Source organism: Streptomyces sp. SID14436 (assembly GCF_010548465.1).
Classification (GTDB): domain Bacteria; phylum Actinomycetota; class Actinomycetes; order Streptomycetales; family Streptomycetaceae; genus Streptomyces.
Genome location: NZ_JAAGMD010000599.1, coordinates 1 through 15,099 on the forward strand (window position 1 = coordinate 1; position 15,099 = coordinate 15,099).

Sequence of the window (15,099 nt, forward strand, 5' to 3'; positions counted from 1 at the left end):
TCCCGCACCCCGAGCCGCGCGGGCAGCACCCCCGGCCGCTCCACGGCCGTCACGCGCGCGAGCAGCGCGGGGTCCCCGCCGAGGGCGGACCAGGCGTGAGCCGTCTCGGTCATCGTGTCTCCTCCGTGGACGCCCCCGGCCCGGGGGCCGGGAGACGCCGTGACTCTCGTGGGCCGGGGGGCACAGCATCGCGCACGGCGGTGCCGCCACGCGCCGTGCGGCACGGCGGAAGGGCCGGGCGATGCGCCCGGCCCTTCCGTTCTCCGTGTCCCTGCCGCGGGAGCGCCGTGCCCTTGCCCCGGCGCTCCCGGGTCAGCGACCCGCCGTGCCGCTCCGGCCGGACCCCGCGGGCCCGGGCCCTACTTGACGGCGCGCAGCGCGTTGACGATGCCGTGGCCGTAGAAGCCGTTGACCAGCTTGCCGCCCTCGCAGGTGGCGTCCTGCACGCCGTCGCCGTCCTGGTCGTAGGAGGCCGGGCAGCCCGGGTTGTCCGCCTGCGCCTTCATCAGCGCCTGGATCACGGCGGGCGGGGCCCACGGGTGCTTCGACTTCAGCAGCGCGGCGACACCGGCGGCGTGCGGCGACGCCATCGAGGTGCCCTGGAGGAAGGCGTACTGCCCGTTCGGCATGGTGGACAGGATGCGGCCGTTCTTCGACGGGGTGTCCGGCGTCTGGTAGCGGCCGTCACCGCCCGGCGCGGCCACGTCCACGACCCGGTGGCCGTAGGTCGAGTAGTACGACTTGAGGTTGTCCGCACCCGTCGCGCTGACCGTGACGACACCCGGCAGCTGGGTCGGCAGGTCCAGGCACTCGCTCGGGTCGATGGTGCGCTCGACCGGCGTGGTGTCGTTGGGGCTGGAGGCGTCGTCGATCGCGTCCGAGGCCAGGTCGTGGTTGGAGTTGCCGGCCGACGCCACGTGCAGGGTGCCCTTGAGCTGGGCGTACAGCTGGGCCCGGTTGACCGCGTCCAGGATGGCCTTCTGGTCCGGGTCGTTCTTGCAGTTGTACAGCCACGGGTCGACGTAGTAGCTGTTGTTCGTGATCTCCACGCCGTGGTCGGCGGCGAACACGAAGGCGCAGACGACGTTCTCCGGGTAGAAGAGGCCGTTGTCCGGGTCGCTCACCTTGATGCCGGCGACCTTCACGCCCGGCGCGACACCGGCGACGCCGATGCCGTTGCGGGCGGCGGCGATCTCACCGGCCACGTGGGTGCCGTGGTAGTCCTCGTCCGTGTACGGGCGCCAGGCGCCCTCGCTGGTGTCCGCCACGCCGCCGACGCAGTTGGCCGACTGGGAGGCGGAGAAGTTCGGGGCGAGGTCGGGGTGGGTGTCGTCGACGCCGGTGTCGATCACGGCGACGGTCACCTTGCTGCTGCCCGGGTTGATCTTCGCGGCCTTGTCGGCGCCGATGGCCCGCAGGTCCCACTGGTCGGCCTCGAGCGGCTCGCTGCCCGGCGTCTTCGCCGAGGCGGCCCCGATGCGCGCGGCGTCCGCGGCCGTCACGTACTCGGCCGCGCCGACGTCGGTGGTGCCGGCCGGGGTGAGCGGCGCGGTGCGGGTGGCCCCGGCCGACTGCACGCCGCGGACCTTGCGTATCTCCGTGCCGAAGTCCGGGTTCGACGAGTGGACGACGATGACACCGATCTTGTCGTGGGTGACCACGACGGTCCCGCCGGCCTTGCCGATCGCCTTCTGCACCGACGCGATCGTGCGGCGGTCCACCTTGGTGTTCACGACGTACGCCAGGGCGGGCGCGTCCGTCGCCTGCTCCGCCGTCGGCGCGCTCCGCTCGGCGGCCGAGGCCGCCGCCGGCAGGAAGCCGAGCGTGGCGGTCAGCGACAGCGCGACGGGCACGGCGAGGGCGAGCCGGCGTCTGGAACGCAGATGAGCCATGGGGTCTCCACATCATCCGGAACGGAATCTGCCCGAGACACAGGTGGTGCTCGGGCAGGTACATGACGAGTTGTGCTCGGGTGAAGCTATCTCGCGATGTTGCTGGCCAGCAACGTTTTCCCCGAAGCTCTTCACAGACCGCACCCGAATGTCCGGGACACCCCCCGTACGGCCCCCGGCGTGCCCGCCGTCCGGGTCCCCGCGCCGCGCCCCCTGAGCCGGCCGGGGAAAGAACCAGAACCCGTTTGAACCAGCCACCGGCCCGCGCCGTGCCCTTGTGCAGGGAGCGCGAGGACACTCGCCTCCGTCCCTGTCGGACCGCACGATCGCGAGGAGACTCCGTGGCCGCCGAAGCACCGCCCCCCTCGACAGCCGAGCCCAAACTCCCGACGCCAGAGGAGTTCACCGAGGTGCAGCAGAGCGCGGAGTTCGCCGAACTGCGCCGCACGCACCGCTCCTTCGCCTTCCCCCTCACCGTCGCCTTCATCGCCTGGTACCTGCTGTACGTCCTGCTGTCCAACTACGCGCACGGCTTCATGGGCACCGAGCTGTTCGGCAACATCAACGTCGCCCTCGTCTTCGGGCTCCTCCAGTTCGCCACCACCTTCTTCATCGCGTGGTGGTACTCGCGGCACGCCGCCGCGAAGCTGGACCCGAAGGCCGAGGCCATCAAGGCCCGTATGGAGGGAGGCGCATGAGCCCCTCGATCGCCCACGTCACCCTCGCCGCGAACGAGGCGAGCGAACACCGCACGCTGATCATCATCCTCTTCGCGCTGTTCGTCGTCGCCACCCTCGGCATCACCGTCTGGGCCGGGCGCCAGACCAAGAGCGCCTCCGACTTCTACGCCGGCGGGCGCCAGTTCAGCGCCTTCCAGAACGGGCTCGCCGTCTCCGGCGACTACATGTCGGCCGCGTCCTTCCTCGGCATCGCGGGCGCCATCGCCCTCTTCGGCTACGACGGCTTCCTCTACTCCATCGGCTTCCTGGTCGCCTGGCTGGTGGCGCTGCTGCTGGTCGCCGAACCGCTGCGCAACTCCGGCCGCTACACCATGGGCGACGTCCTCGCCTACCGCATGCGCCAGCGCCCGGTGCGCACCGCGGCCGGCACCTCGACCATCGTCGTGTCGATCTTCTACCTGCTCGCCCAGATGGCCGGCGCCGGCGTCCTCGTCTCGCTGCTGCTCGGCATCACCTCCGACGCAGGCAAGATCCTCATCGTCGCCCTCGTCGGCGTCCTGATGATCGTCTACGTCTCCATCGGCGGCATGAAGGGCACCACCTGGGTGCAGATGATCAAGGCCGTGCTGCTCATCGGCGGCACCATCCTGATCACCTTCCTGGTGCTGCTGAAGTTCAACTTCAACATTTCCGACCTGCTCGGCAAGGCCGCCGAGAACAGCGGAGCGGGCGCCGCCTTCCTGGAGCCCGGCCTGCAGTACGGCGCCAGCGGCACCACCAAGCTGGACTTCATCTCCCTCGGCATCGCCCTGGTGCTCGGCACCGCCGGCCTGCCGCACATCCTGATCCGCTTCTACACGGTGCCCAACGCCAAGGCCGCCCGGAAGTCCGTCAACTGGGCCATCGGCATCATCGGCGGCTTCTACCTGATGACCATCGCCCTCGGCTTCGGCGCCGCGGCGCTCATCTCGCGCACCGAGATCATCGAGTCCAACCCGTCCGGCAACACGGCGGCCCCGCTGCTCGCCCTGCACCTCGGCGGCGTCGACTCCACCTGGGGCGCGATCCTGCTCGCCACCATCTCGGCGGTCGCCTTCGCGACCATCCTGGCCGTGGTCGCGGGCCTCACCCTCGCCTCGTCCTCCTCCTTCGCGCACGACATCTACGCCAACGTCATCCGCAAGGGGAAGGCCACCGAGAAGGAGGAGATGCGGGCGGCCCGCCTGGCGACCGTCCTCATCGGCGTCGTCTCCATCGCGCTCGGGGCCCTCGCGCGCGACCTCAACGTGGCCGGCCTGGTCGCGCTCGCCTTCGCCGTCGCCGCCTCGGCCAACCTGCCGACGATCCTCTACAGCCTGTTCTGGAAGCGGTTCACCACCCAGGGCGCGCTGTGGTCGATCAACGGCGGTCTCATCATCGCCGTCGGCCTGGTGCTGTTCTCGCCCGTCGTCTCCGGCGACCCCACGTCGATGTTCCCCGACGTCGACTTCTCCTGGTTCCCGCTGAAGAACCCGGGCCTGATCTCCATCCCGGCCGGCTTCCTGCTCGGCTGGCTCGGCACCGTGCTCTCCAAGGAGGAGCCGGACACCAAGAAGTACGCGGAGCTGGAGGTCCGGTCGCTCACCGGCACCGGCGCCCACTGACCCCGTCCCCCTCGGCCGCGTCGTAGGAACCTCCAGGTCCCCACGGCGCGGCCGTCGTGGTTCTCGTCGCATCGGGCCGCTGTGGCCTGTCGGTGCCGTCACGTACGCTCGCAGGTACGGGACAACAGCGATCCGCGTCGAGGGAGGGGGCCCACGTGCTCAAGGACACCTACGGCCGAGTGGCCACCGACCTGAGGGTCTCGCTCACCGACCGGTGCAATCTGCGCTGCACCTACTGCATGCCCGAGGAGGGCCTGCAGTGGCTCGCCAAGCCCGACCTGCTCACCGACGACGAGATCGTCCGCCTCGTCGACGTCGCCGTCACCTCCCTCGGCATCGAGGAGGTCCGCTTCACCGGTGGCGAGCCGCTGCTGCGGCCCGGCCTGGTCGGCATCGTCGAGCGGGTCGCCGCCCTGGAACCCCGCCCGCAGATCTCCCTCACCACCAACGGCATCGGCCTGCGGCGCACCGCGGCCGCCCTGAAGCAGGCCGGCCTGGACCGGGTCAACGTCTCCCTCGACACCCTGCGCCCCGACGTCTTCAAGCGCCTCACCCGCCGCGACCGCCACCGCGACGTCACCGACGGCCTGTACGCGGCCCGGGAGGCCGGTCTGACCCCCGTGAAGGTCAACGCCGTGCTCATGCCGGGGCTCAACGACGACGAGGCCCCCGACCTGCTCGCCTGGGCCGTGGAACACGACTACGAGCTGCGGTTCATCGAGCAGATGCCGCTGGACGCCCAGCACGGCTGGAAGCGTGAGGGCATGGTCACGGCGGGGGACATCCTCGCCTCCCTGCGCACCCGCTTCGAGCTGACCGCCGAGGGCGACGAGGCCCGCGGCTCCGCCCCGGCCGAGCGCTGGCTGGTGGACGGTGGCCCGCACCGTGTGGGCGTCATCGCCTCCGTCACCCGCCCGTTCTGCGCCGCCTGCGACCGCACCCGCCTCACCGCCGACGGACAGGTCCGCACCTGCCTGTTCGCCACCGAGGAGACCGACCTGCGCGCCGCCCTGCGCTCCGGCGCCCCGGACGAGGAGATCGCCCGCATCTGGCGGCAGGCCATGTGGGGCAAGAAGGCCGGCGCGGGCCTGGACGACCCGTCCTTCGTGCAGCCGGACCGGCCGATGTCCGCCATCGGGGGCTGACCCCCGAACGACCGGCCCCGGTACCGCTCAGACCTCCCGGGCCTCCCACTCCGCGAAGGGGACGGCCTCCTTCAGGAAGCCCCGCACACCGAGGAACTGCGACAGGTGTTCCCGGTGCTCCTCGCACGCCAGCCAGGTCTTGCGCCGCTCCGGCGTGTGCACCTTCGGGTTGTTCCACGCCAGCACCCAGACGGCCGCGCTCCGGCAGCCCTTGGCGGAACAGATCGGCGTCTCGGGATCAGGAAGCATCACACCGCCGACCCTAACCCGGCCGTGTCACGGCCCCGGGCGGGGGACAGGCCCCGGAAAGGCGACGCCGAGCAGCCACGGGGGGAGCTGCCCGGCGTCGGTCCGTCGCTCCGACGGGGGATGCGGAGCGCGTACGAAGTATGTCACGGGTCACCCCGGCACCGGCACCGGAACAACATGATTGATCTGAGGTTTTCTTGAGCTTGGCGCAGAACCTGCTTCCGCTCGCGCCGCGCACCCGTCCGTACCCGGCGGTCACGGCCCTTCGGACCGCTGTGCCCCCGCTTCCGCCGCGGGCGCGGACGCCGCGTCCTCCGCATCGTGTTCCGCGCCGTCGCCGTCCCCGTCCGACGGCGTGATCATGGGCCGCATCGGCGTGGTCACGAAGGTCGACGGCAGCGAGGGCGCGTTCTCCCGCCCCGCGTTGGCGATCACCACCGCGATGTACGGCAGCACCGCGCCGAGGACCAGCGCCACGATCGCGACGTGCTTCTCCACGTTCCACAGCACCGCCGCGAGGATGACCGAGATCGTGCGGACGGTCATCGAGATCACGTACCGGCGCTGCCGGCTCCGCACGTCGTCATGGAGGCCCGCCCGGGCGCCGGTGATCCGGAACACCTGGGCGCCATGCTGCTTCCGCATCACATTCCACCATCCGCCCGTATCGGACTTCCCCGTCCCTGACCGCTCCGTGACCGGTCGGGGACACCGGGCCCGGACATCTCCACGTTACGCCCGCTGTGTCCCCGCGCCGCGACCGGGTCGCCCTCCCGTGGTGCCCGCCCGGCCTGCGCCGTAGCGCGTACGGCACCGCCCGGCATGCGGCGTACCGGGTCCGGGCCGAGACTGGCGGCAACGCTCGCGTCACGGCGTACGAGGAGGCAGTCATGGGCTGGTTGTGGGCCATCATCGTGGGATTCGTGCTCGGCCTGATCGCCAAGGCGGTGATCCCCGGCAAACAGCACATCCCGCTGTGGCTGGCCACCATCTGCGGCATGATCGGCGCGGTGGTCGGCAACGCCATCGCGCGCGGCTTCGGCATCGAGGAGACGCGGGGCATCGACTGGGGCCGGCACATCTTCCAGCTGGGCGCGGCCATCGTCGTCGTCCTGCTCGCGGAGATGATCTACAACGCGATGCAGCGCAGGAAGCACGAGCGGCGGGCCTGACCCGGTCGCCGCGGACGGCGAGGGGGCGGCCCCGGCACCCGCCGGGAACCGCCCCCGTGCCGCTCTCTCAGCCCGCGGTGACCTCGACCGCCGCCAGGTTCTTCTTGCCCCGGCGCAGCACCAGCCAGCGCCCGTGCAGCAGGTCCTCCCGGGCGGGGACGGCGTCCTCGGCGGTCACCTTCGTGTTGTTCACGTAGGCGCCGCCCTCCTTCACGGTGCGCCGGGCGGCCGACTTGCTGGCCACCAGACCGACCTCCGCGAACAGGTCCACGACCGGCGCCGGCTCGGCGACCCGGACGTGCGGCAGCTCGGACAGGGCCGCCGCCAGCGTCCGCTCGTCCAGCTCCGCCAGCTCGCCCTGGCCGAACAGCGCCTTCGAGGCGGCGATCACCGCCGCCGTCTGGTCCGCGCCGTGCACCAGCGTCGTCAGCTCCTCGGCCAGCGCCCGCTGGGCGGCCCGCGCCTGCGGCCGCTCCGCCGTCTGACGCTCCAGCTCCTCCAGCTCCTCGCGGGACTTGAAGGACAGGATGCGCATGTAGCCCGAGATGTCCCGGTCGTCCACGTTCAGCCAGAACTGGTAGAACGCGTACGGCGTCGTCATCTCCGGGTCCAGCCACACCGCGCCGCTCGCGGTCTTGCCGAACTTGGTGCCGTCCGCCTTCGTCATCAGCGGAGTGGCGTAGGCGTGCACCGTGGCCTCGGGCTCCAGCCGGTGGATCAGGTCCAGGCCCGCCGTGAGGTTGCCCCACTGGTCGCTGCCGCCCTGCTGCAGGACGCAGCCGTACCTCCGGTAGAGCTGGAGGAAGTCCATGGCCTGCAGCAGCTGGTAGCTGAACTCGGTGTAGCTGATGCCCTCGGAGGACTCCAGCCGCCGGGCGACCGAGTCCTTGGTCAGCATCTTGTTGACGCGGAAGTGCTTGCCGACGTCCCGCAGGAACTCGATCGCCGAGAGGTTCTGCGTCCAGTCCAGGTTGTTGACCATCTCGGCCGCGTTCTCGCCCTCGAAGGACAGGAACGGCTCGATCTGCCGCCGCAGCCGCTGCACCCAGCCGGCGACGGTCTCCGGGCTGTTCAGCGTGCGCTCCGCGGTCGGCCGCGGGTCGCCGATCTGGCCCGTCGCCCCGCCGACGAGCGCCAGCGGCCGGTGCCCGGCCTGCTGGAGCCGGCGCAGGGTCAGCACCTGCACCAGATGTCCGACGTGCAGGGACGGAGCGGTCGGGTCGAAGCCGCAATAGAAGGTGACGGGACCGTCCGCGAGCGCCTTGCGCAATGCGTCCTCGTCGGTGGACTGGGCGAACAGCCCGCGCCACTGCAGCTCGTCGACGATGTCCGTCACGGTTCTCGTGTCTCCTAGATGATGCCGGTGGAAGGGTGCCGGAGGGCCCGGCGCCCGGTCCGGCCGGCCGGCGGCCGGACGCGGACGCCTACGAGGTTATACGCCCCGGCTGACCGAGCTCATATTGAAATCGGGGATGCGCAGCGCGGGCATCGCGGCCCGGGTGAACCAGTCGCTCCACTCCCTGGGCAGGGTCTTCTCCGTCCGCCCGGCCTCCGCCGCCCGCCCCAGCAGGTCCACCGGCGACTCGTTGAACCGGAAGTTGTTCACCTCGCCGGTCACCTCGCCGTTCTCCACGAGGTAGACGCCGTCCCGGGTCAGCCCGGTGAGCAGCAGCGTCGCCGGGTCGACCTCGCGGATGTACCACAGGCAGGTCAGCAGCAGCCCGCGCCCGGTGTCCGCGACCATCTCCTCGAGCGAGCGGTCCCGGCCCCCCTCCAGGATCAGGTTGTCGATGCCCGGCGCCACCGGCAGCCCGGTCAGCGCCGCGCTGTGCCTGCTCGTCGTCAGGTGCCGCAGCTCGCCCTCGCGCATCCAGTCCGTGGCCGCCAGCGGCAGCCCGTTGTCGAACACCGACCGGTCGCCCCCCGAGGAGTGCGCGAGCACGAACGGCGCCGACTCCAGTCCCGGCTCGTGCGGGTCGCTGCGCAGCGTCAGCGGCAGGCCGCTGAGCCGGTCGCCGACCCGGGTGCCGCCGCCGGGCGCGGAGAACACGGTGCGGCCCTCGGCGGCGTCCCGACCCGAGGCCGACCACATCTGGTAGATCAGCAGGTCCGCCACCGCGGTCGGCGGCAGCAGCGTCTCGTACCGGCCCGCGGGCAGTTCCAGGCGCCGCTCGGCCCAGCCCAGCCGCACCGCCAGCTCGGCGTCCAGCGCCGTCGGGTCGACGTCCCGGAAGTCCCGCGTGGACCGGCCCGCCCACGCCGACCGCGTCCGGTCCGGCGACTTCGCGTTCACCTCCAGGGTCCCGTTCGGCTGGTCGTGGCGCAGCCGCAGCCCCGTCGACGTGCCGAGGTAGCTGGAGACCATCTCGTGGTTCGCGAAGCCGTACAGCTCCCGGCCGCCGGCCCGCGCGCGGGCGAACGACTCGCCCAGCGCCGGAGCGAAGTCGGCGAACACCGCGGAGGAGGTCTCCGCGGGCGCCTCGGTGAAGCCGGGGGACGGGGGCACGTCCGTGACCAGCGGCTGCGCGTCCTCGGCCGGGCCCGCACCCCGCGCGGCCGCCTCCGCGGCCCGCACCAGCGGCTCCAGCTCGTCGACGGTCACGGCGGAGCGCGACACCACCCCGGAGGCCGTGCCCTGCCCGCCGTCCACCGTGGCGATCACGGTGAGCGTGCGCCCGCGCGTGACACCGTTCGTGGTGAGCGCGTTGCCCGCCCAGCGCAGGTTGGCCGTCGACTCCTCGTCGGCGATCACCACACAGCCGTCCGCGCGGGACAGGTCGAGCGCGCGCTCGACGATCTCGTGCGGCTTGTCGGTACGCGCGCTCATCGTCCGGCCTCCTGCGTGGTGTCGAGGCTGTGCTGTCCCGGGGGGCGACCCCCGGACCCCCGGCCGGTCCCGGTGCGGACGCTCATCGTCCGGCCTCCTGCGTGGTGTCGGGGCTGTGCTGTCCCGGGGGGCGACCCCCGGACCCCCGGCCGGTCCCGGTGCGGACGCTCATCGCCCCGCCTCCTGCGTGGTGTTGAGGATGTTGACTCCCTTGAACAGGGCCGAGGGGCAGCCGTGCGAGACCGCGGCGACCTGACCCGGCTGGGCCTTGCCGCAGTTGAAGGCACCGCCCAGGACGTACGTCTGCGGGCCGCCGACCGCCGCCATGGAGCCCCAGAAGTCGGTCGTCGTCGCCTGGTAGGCCACGTCCCGCAGCTGTCCCACCAGCCGCCCGTTCTCGATGCGGTGGAACCGCTGACCGGTGAACTGGAAGTTGTACCGCTGCATGTCGATGCTCCACGAGCGGTCCCCGACCACGTAGATCCCCCGGTCCACGCCGCCGATCAGGTCCTCCGTCGACATCCCGGCGGGGTCCGGCCGGAGCGACACGTTCGCCATCCGCTGCACCGGCACGTGGGAGGGGGAGTCCGCGAACGCGCACCCGTTGGACCGCTCGAAGCCGGTCAGGCGCGCGATCCGCCGGTCCAGCTGGTAGCCGACCAGCGTGCCGTCCTTCACCAGGTCCCAGGACTGCGCCTCGACGCCCTCGTCGTCGTAGCCGACGGTCGCCAGGCCGTGCTCCGCGGTGCGGTCGCCGGTGACGTTCATCAGCTCCGAGCCGTACCGCAGCTTCCCCAGCTGGTCGAAGGTGGCGAACGAGGTCCCCGCGTACGCCGCCTCGTAGCCGAGCGCCCGGTCCAGCTCGGTCGCGTGGCCGATGGACTCGTGGATGGTCAGCCACAGGTTGGACGGGTCGACGACCAGGTCGTACAGCCCCGGGTCCACGCTGGGCGCCCGCATCTTCTCCGCGAGCAGCTCCGGCAGCTGCGCCAGCTCCTCGTCCCAGTCCCAGCCGGTACCGGTCAGGTACTCCCAGCCGCGTCCGACCGGCGGGGCCAGCGTGCGCATGGAGTCGAACTCACCGCTCGACTCGTCCACCGACACGGCCGTGAACGACGGGTGCAGGCGGACCCGCTGCTGCGTGGTCACGGTCCCGGCGGTGTCGGCGTAGAACTTGTTCTCGTGGACCGTGAGCAGCGAGGCGTCGACATGGTCCACGCCGTTCGCCGCCAGCAGCCGCGCGCTCCACTCCGCGAGCAGCCCGGCCTTCTCCTCGTCCGGCACCGCGAACGGATCGACCTCGTACGACGACACCCAGGTCTTCTCGGCGTGCACCGGCTCGTCGGCCAGCTCCACCGTGCCCCACTGACCGGCCGGGCCGCCGGCGTCCGACCCCGCCGCGCGGATCACCCGGGCGGACAGCTTCGCCATCGCCACCGCCTGCGAGGCCACCTTCGCGGCGGCGTCGGGCGTCAGGTCCACGCCGGAGGCGAAGCCCCACGTGCCGCCGTGCACCACCCGCACCGCGTACCCGAGGTCGGTGGTGTCCGACGTCCCGGCGGGCCGGGCGTCCCGCAGGCGCCAGGAGGCGCTGCGCACCCGCTCCAGGCGGAAGTCGGCGTGTGCGGCCCCCAGCGACCGTGCGCGGGCCAGCGCGGCATCGGCGAGGGGGCGCAGCGGCAGCGCCAGGAACGACTGATCGACTTCATGGGGCACGGGTGGGTATCCCTTCGGTGCGCGCCGGGCTGACCGTCACCGGCAGTGAATCATGCCCCGACGGCCCGTAGGCCCGGGCCGGCCCCGGCTCCGGTCCCCGCTCATCCGCGGCGCCCCCGACGGCCCGGCACGCCGGGCGGGGCGGACCGGCCGGGCGGGGCGGACTGTAGGAACCCGACAGGACGCCATGGGAGCCACTGTCGGTGCCCGAATGTCCCGCGGCACGTCGCGACCGATAGGTTTTCGGGGAAGCCGCCTGTCATCCAGGTGTCCGGGCGGGTGAACCAGACCGCTATCGAAAGGGTGATCCGTTGAGCCGCTCGGTTCTCGTCACCGGAGGCAACCGGGGCATCGGCCTCGCCATCGCCCGTGCATTCGCCGACGCCGGCGAGCAGGTCGCCATCACGTACCGCTCGGGTGAGCCGCCGGCCGGCTTCCTCGCCGTCCGCTGCGACATCACCGACCCGGAGCAGGTGGAGCAGGCCTACAAGGAGATCGAGGCCCAGCACGGCCCGGTCGAGGTCCTCGTGGCCAACGCGGGCATCACCAAGGACCAGCTCCTGATGCGCATGTCCGAGGAGGACTTCACCTCCGTCGTCGACACCAACCTCACCGGCACCTTCCGCATCGTGAAGCGTGCCAACCGGGGCATGCTGCGCGCCAAGAAGGGCCGCGTCGTGCTGATCTCCTCGGTGGTCGGCCTGTCCGGCTCCGCGGGCCAGGCGAACTACTCCGCCTCCAAGGCCGCCCTGGTCGGCTTCGCGCGCTCCCTCGCCCGTGAGCTGGGGTCCCGCAACATCACCTTCAACGTCGTGGCGCCCGGCTTCGTCGACACCGACATGACCAAGGTGCTCACCGACGAGCAGCGCGCGGGCATCGTGTCGCAGGTGCCGCTCGGCCGGTACGCGCAGCCGGAGGAGATCGCCGCGGCGGTGCGGTTCCTCGCCTCGGACGACGCCTCGTACATCACTGGAGCCGTCATTCCTGTTGACGGCGGACTGGGAATGGGTCACTGAACGACATGAGCGGAATTCTCGAGGGCAAGCGCGTCCTGATCACCGGTGTGCTGATGGAGTCCTCCATCGCCTTCCACACCGCCAAGCTGGCCCAGGAGCAGGGCGCGGAGATCATCCTGACCGCGTTCCCGCGGCCCACCCTGACCGAGCGCATCGCCAGGAAGCTCCCCAAGCCCGCCAAGGTCATCGAGCTCGACGTCACCAACGACGAGCACCTCGGCCGCCTCGCCGACGTCGTGGGCGAGGAGCTCGGCGGCCTCGACGGCGTCGTGCACTCCATCGGCTTCGCCCCGCAGGACGCGCTCGGCGGCAACTTCCTCAACACGCCGTTCGAGTCGGTCGCCACGGCCATGCACGTCTCCGCCTTCTCCCTGAAGTCGCTGACCATGGCCTGCCTGCCGCTGATGCAGAACGGCGGCTCCGTCGTCGGCCTCACCTTCGACGCGCAGTACGCCTGGCCGCAGTACGACTGGATGGGCCCGGCCAAGGCCGCCCTGGAGGCGACCAACCGCTACATGGCCCGCGACCTGGGCAAGCAGAACATCCGCTGCAACCTGATCTCGGCGGGCCCGATCGGCTCCATGGCGGCCAAGTCCATCCCGGGCTTCGCCGAACTGGCCTCCGTCTGGGACACCCGCGCCCCGCTGGAGTGGGACCTGAAGGACCCGGAGCCGGCCGGCCGCGGTGTGGTCGCCCTGCTGAGCGACTGGTTCCCCAAGACCACCGGCGAGATCGTCCACGTGGACGGCGGTCTGCACGCCGTCGGCGCCTGACCGGCAGCACGGCTCGAAGGGCCCGCACCCCACCGGGGCGCGGGCCCTTCCCGCGTCCTGGCGGGGCGCCCGCCGTGTCACCCGAACGGCTCACCAGGCCGGGCGCGCGGCACGGCCGACCGGGCACCGTGGAGTACGCGTCCGTCGCGCGTTTTCCTCCCCAGCCACGCCGAGGAGGTCCGTTGTGCGCGTCCACCGCCTGGCCTCAGCGACCCTGGCCGCCGCCCTCGTGCTGGCCCTGCCCCACCATGCGATGCCGCACCCGCGCGTGCCGCCCGAGCGGGCCACTGCGGGGACCCCGCTCGCGGACGATCCGTTCGGCGCCGCCTGCCGGGTCCGTGTCGACGGCTCCCGGGTGACCGCGTACTGCCACAACCCCTATCCCGTCACCGACCGGGTGAGTCTGCACGTCGAGTGCGTCCGCTGGTGGGACCTCGACGCCGACAGCCGGCCGGTGGCCGCCGGACCCGCGCAGACCGTGCGCCTGACCGGCCGCTGCTGGAAGGAGGTCGGCTCGGCCTGGGTCAGCCACCGGAGGGCGGAGCGCTGACCCGCCCCGGACGGCACACCAGCGGATAGGCGGCGGCCACCTCGGCCGCCGCCGTCGCGTCACCGGCCCGGATCGCGTCCACCAGCCGCCCGTGCTCCATGTGCGTCTCCGGGGACAGCGACGCGCCCACGTCGTCGCGCAGCCAGTCCCGCAGCACCTCGCCCAGGTCCGCGTACATCGCCGTCATCACGTCGTTGTGCGAGGCCGCCACCACGGCCAGGTGGAAGGTCGCGTCCGCCGTCACGAACGCCTCCGCCTCACCCGACTCCCAGGCCTCCTCCCGGCGCAGCAGCAGGGCGTCCAGCTGCTTGAGGTCCTTCTCCGTCCGCCGCTCCGCGGCCAGCCGCGCGGCGGCCGACTCCAGCGTGGAACGCAGCTCGGCGACGTGCCGGGGGTCGGCGCCGGCGAAACGGCGCTGCATCACGCCGGCCAGCTCGCTCGTCGCCACCACGTAGGTGCCCGACCCCTGCCGGATGTCCAGCAGGCCGTTGTGCGCCAGGGCGCGGACCGCCTCGCGCACGGTGTTCCGGGCCACCCCGAGCTGCTCCACCAGCTCCGGCTCCGTGGGGATGCGGGAGCCGACCGGCCACTCGCCCGTGGTGATCTGCGCCCGCAGCGCGGCGATGACCTGCTCGGACAGGGCCGCACGACGCGGATGGCTCAGGGGCATGGCACACCTTCGCACACCGGGGGCGCCGGGACGCCGCAACGCGTTGGACAGAGAATCATCCCATGATTCTATGATGGATCCCATGGCTGGTGACGACACCCGGACGTTCGCGTCCACGACGACCGGAGACATCCCGGCCGGAACCCGACCCGCGGCGGACCCCCGCACCCCCGGGCCGGACCCCTCCGCCCCGCGCCCGCGCGGGTGGGCCGCGCACCTGCTGGTCGTGGCCATCGTCCTGGCCGCGCTGAACCTGCGCCCCGCCATCACCAGCCTCGGCGCGCTGCTCGAAGAGGTCCGCGTCGCGCTCGGCATGAGCGGCAGCGTGGCCGGACTGCTGACCTCGGTCCCCCCGCTGTGCTTCGCCGTCTTCGGCGTCACCGCCCCGCGCCTGGCCCGCCGCTTCGGCCCCGGCGCCGTGGTGTGCGGCGGCATGGCCGCCATCGCCGCCGGCCTGCTGATCCGCCCCTTCGCGGGCGGCACGGCCGGATTCCTGGCCGCCACCGCCCTCGCGCTCATGGGCATCGCCGTCAGCAACGTCCTGATGCCGGTCATCGTCAAGCGCTGGTTCCCGGACCGGATCGGCACCATGACCGGCCTGTACTCGATGGCCCTCGCCCTGGGCACCTCCACGGCGGCCGCGGTGACCGTGCCCGCGACCGACCTGCTGGGCGGCGACTGGCGGTCGGGGCTCGCCCTGTGGTCCGTCCTCGCCGCCGCGGCCGTGCTGCCCTGGCTGTGGTTCGTCCGCGACCGCGGCACCGCC

The 15,099-nt window shown here is 72.2% G+C and carries 15 protein-coding genes; 8 read left to right on the forward strand and 7 right to left on the reverse strand.

Annotated elements, in window-relative coordinates:
- Window positions 1-359 precede the first annotated feature (359 nt).
- Entirely contained in the window at window positions 360-1,892 is a 1,533-nt protein-coding gene (locus G3I53_RS21280) for a S8 family serine peptidase (protein WP_164438664.1), read from the reverse strand.
- Window positions 1,893-2,233: 341 nt separating this feature from the next.
- Between G3I53_RS21280 and G3I53_RS21285 the strand changes: the two genes are divergently transcribed.
- From G3I53_RS21285 to moaA, 3 genes are all read left to right on the forward strand, one after another.
- A complete protein-coding gene (locus G3I53_RS21285; protein WP_164333643.1) occupies window positions 2,234-2,590 on the forward strand; it encodes a DUF485 domain-containing protein in 357 nt (118 codons plus the stop codon).
- The gene (locus tag G3I53_RS21290; RefSeq protein ID WP_164333644.1) at window positions 2,587-4,215 is read left to right on the forward strand and encodes a cation acetate symporter; all 1,629 of its coding nucleotides are present in this window, start codon (window positions 2,587-2,589) and stop codon (window positions 4,213-4,215) included. Before G3I53_RS21285 ends, G3I53_RS21290 begins: the two co-directional genes overlap by 4 nt.
- Window positions 4,216-4,370: 155 nt before the next feature.
- Entirely contained in the window at window positions 4,371-5,360 is a 990-nt protein-coding gene (gene moaA, locus G3I53_RS21295; RefSeq protein ID WP_318653120.1) for a GTP 3',8-cyclase MoaA, read from the forward strand.
- A gap of 27 nt (window positions 5,361-5,387) precedes the next feature.
- Here moaA and G3I53_RS21300 read toward each other — a convergent pair whose 3' ends face one another.
- Both G3I53_RS21300 and G3I53_RS21305 read right to left on the reverse strand, forming a co-directional pair.
- Window positions 5,388-5,609 carry a hypothetical protein gene (locus G3I53_RS21300; RefSeq protein ID WP_164333651.1) on the reverse strand — a complete coding sequence of 74 codons (222 nt, stop codon included), beginning with the start codon at window positions 5,607-5,609 and terminating at the stop codon, window positions 5,388-5,390.
- Between the two features lie 255 nt (window positions 5,610-5,864).
- Window positions 5,865-6,254, reverse strand: a complete 390-nt coding sequence (locus tag G3I53_RS21305; RefSeq protein WP_164333646.1) for a DUF3099 domain-containing protein — start codon at window positions 6,252-6,254, stop codon at window positions 5,865-5,867.
- Between the two features lie 245 nt (window positions 6,255-6,499).
- Here G3I53_RS21305 and G3I53_RS21310 point away from each other — a divergent pair, with 245 nt between their 5' ends.
- Window positions 6,500-6,781: a GlsB/YeaQ/YmgE family stress response membrane protein gene (locus tag G3I53_RS21310; protein ID WP_164333647.1), complete on the forward strand. Its 282-nt coding sequence runs from the start codon at window positions 6,500-6,502 to the stop codon at window positions 6,779-6,781.
- Window positions 6,782-6,848: 67 nt separating this feature from the next.
- On the opposite strand, the gene tyrS is transcribed toward G3I53_RS21310, so the two are convergent.
- From tyrS to G3I53_RS21325, 3 genes are all read right to left on the reverse strand, one after another.
- Window positions 6,849-8,117, reverse strand: coding sequence for a tyrosine--tRNA ligase (gene tyrS / locus G3I53_RS21315; protein WP_164333648.1), 1,269 nt, complete (start codon window positions 8,115-8,117; stop codon window positions 6,849-6,851).
- Between the two features lie 96 nt (window positions 8,118-8,213).
- Window positions 8,214-9,608, reverse strand: a complete 1,395-nt coding sequence (locus G3I53_RS21320; RefSeq protein WP_164333649.1) for a metallopeptidase TldD-related protein — start codon at window positions 9,606-9,608, stop codon at window positions 8,214-8,216.
- Window positions 9,609-9,776: 168 nt separating this feature from the next.
- Window positions 9,777-11,324 carry a TldD/PmbA family protein gene (locus tag G3I53_RS21325; protein WP_164438665.1) on the reverse strand — a complete coding sequence of 516 codons (1,548 nt, stop codon included), beginning with the start codon at window positions 11,322-11,324 and terminating at the stop codon, window positions 9,777-9,779.
- 311 nt (window positions 11,325-11,635) lie between these two features.
- Between G3I53_RS21325 and fabG the strand changes: the two genes are divergently transcribed.
- From fabG to G3I53_RS21340, 3 genes are all read left to right on the forward strand, one after another.
- Window positions 11,636-12,340, forward strand: coding sequence for a 3-oxoacyl-[acyl-carrier-protein] reductase (fabG, locus tag G3I53_RS21330; RefSeq protein WP_164334096.1), 705 nt, complete (start codon window positions 11,636-11,638; stop codon window positions 12,338-12,340).
- 5 nt (window positions 12,341-12,345) lie between these two features.
- Complete coding sequence (gene fabI / locus G3I53_RS21335; RefSeq protein WP_164334097.1) at window positions 12,346-13,113, forward strand: enoyl-ACP reductase FabI; 768 nt, start codon at window positions 12,346-12,348, stop codon at window positions 13,111-13,113.
- A 184-nt stretch (window positions 13,114-13,297) separates the two neighbouring features.
- Window positions 13,298-13,663: a hypothetical protein gene (locus tag G3I53_RS21340; RefSeq protein ID WP_164334098.1), complete on the forward strand. Its 366-nt coding sequence runs from the start codon at window positions 13,298-13,300 to the stop codon at window positions 13,661-13,663.
- Here G3I53_RS21340 and G3I53_RS21345 read toward each other — a convergent pair.
- The gene (locus tag G3I53_RS21345) at window positions 13,638-14,333 is read right to left on the reverse strand and encodes a FadR/GntR family transcriptional regulator (protein ID WP_164334099.1); all 696 of its coding nucleotides are present in this window, start codon (window positions 14,331-14,333) and stop codon (window positions 13,638-13,640) included. The genes G3I53_RS21340 and G3I53_RS21345 overlap by 26 nt on opposite strands.
- 70 nt (window positions 14,334-14,403) lie before the next feature.
- Here G3I53_RS21345 and G3I53_RS21350 point away from each other — a divergent pair.
- Window positions 14,404-15,099, forward strand: a 696-nt coding sequence (locus G3I53_RS21350; protein WP_164438666.1) for an MFS transporter, incomplete at its 3' end; no start/stop codon positions are given.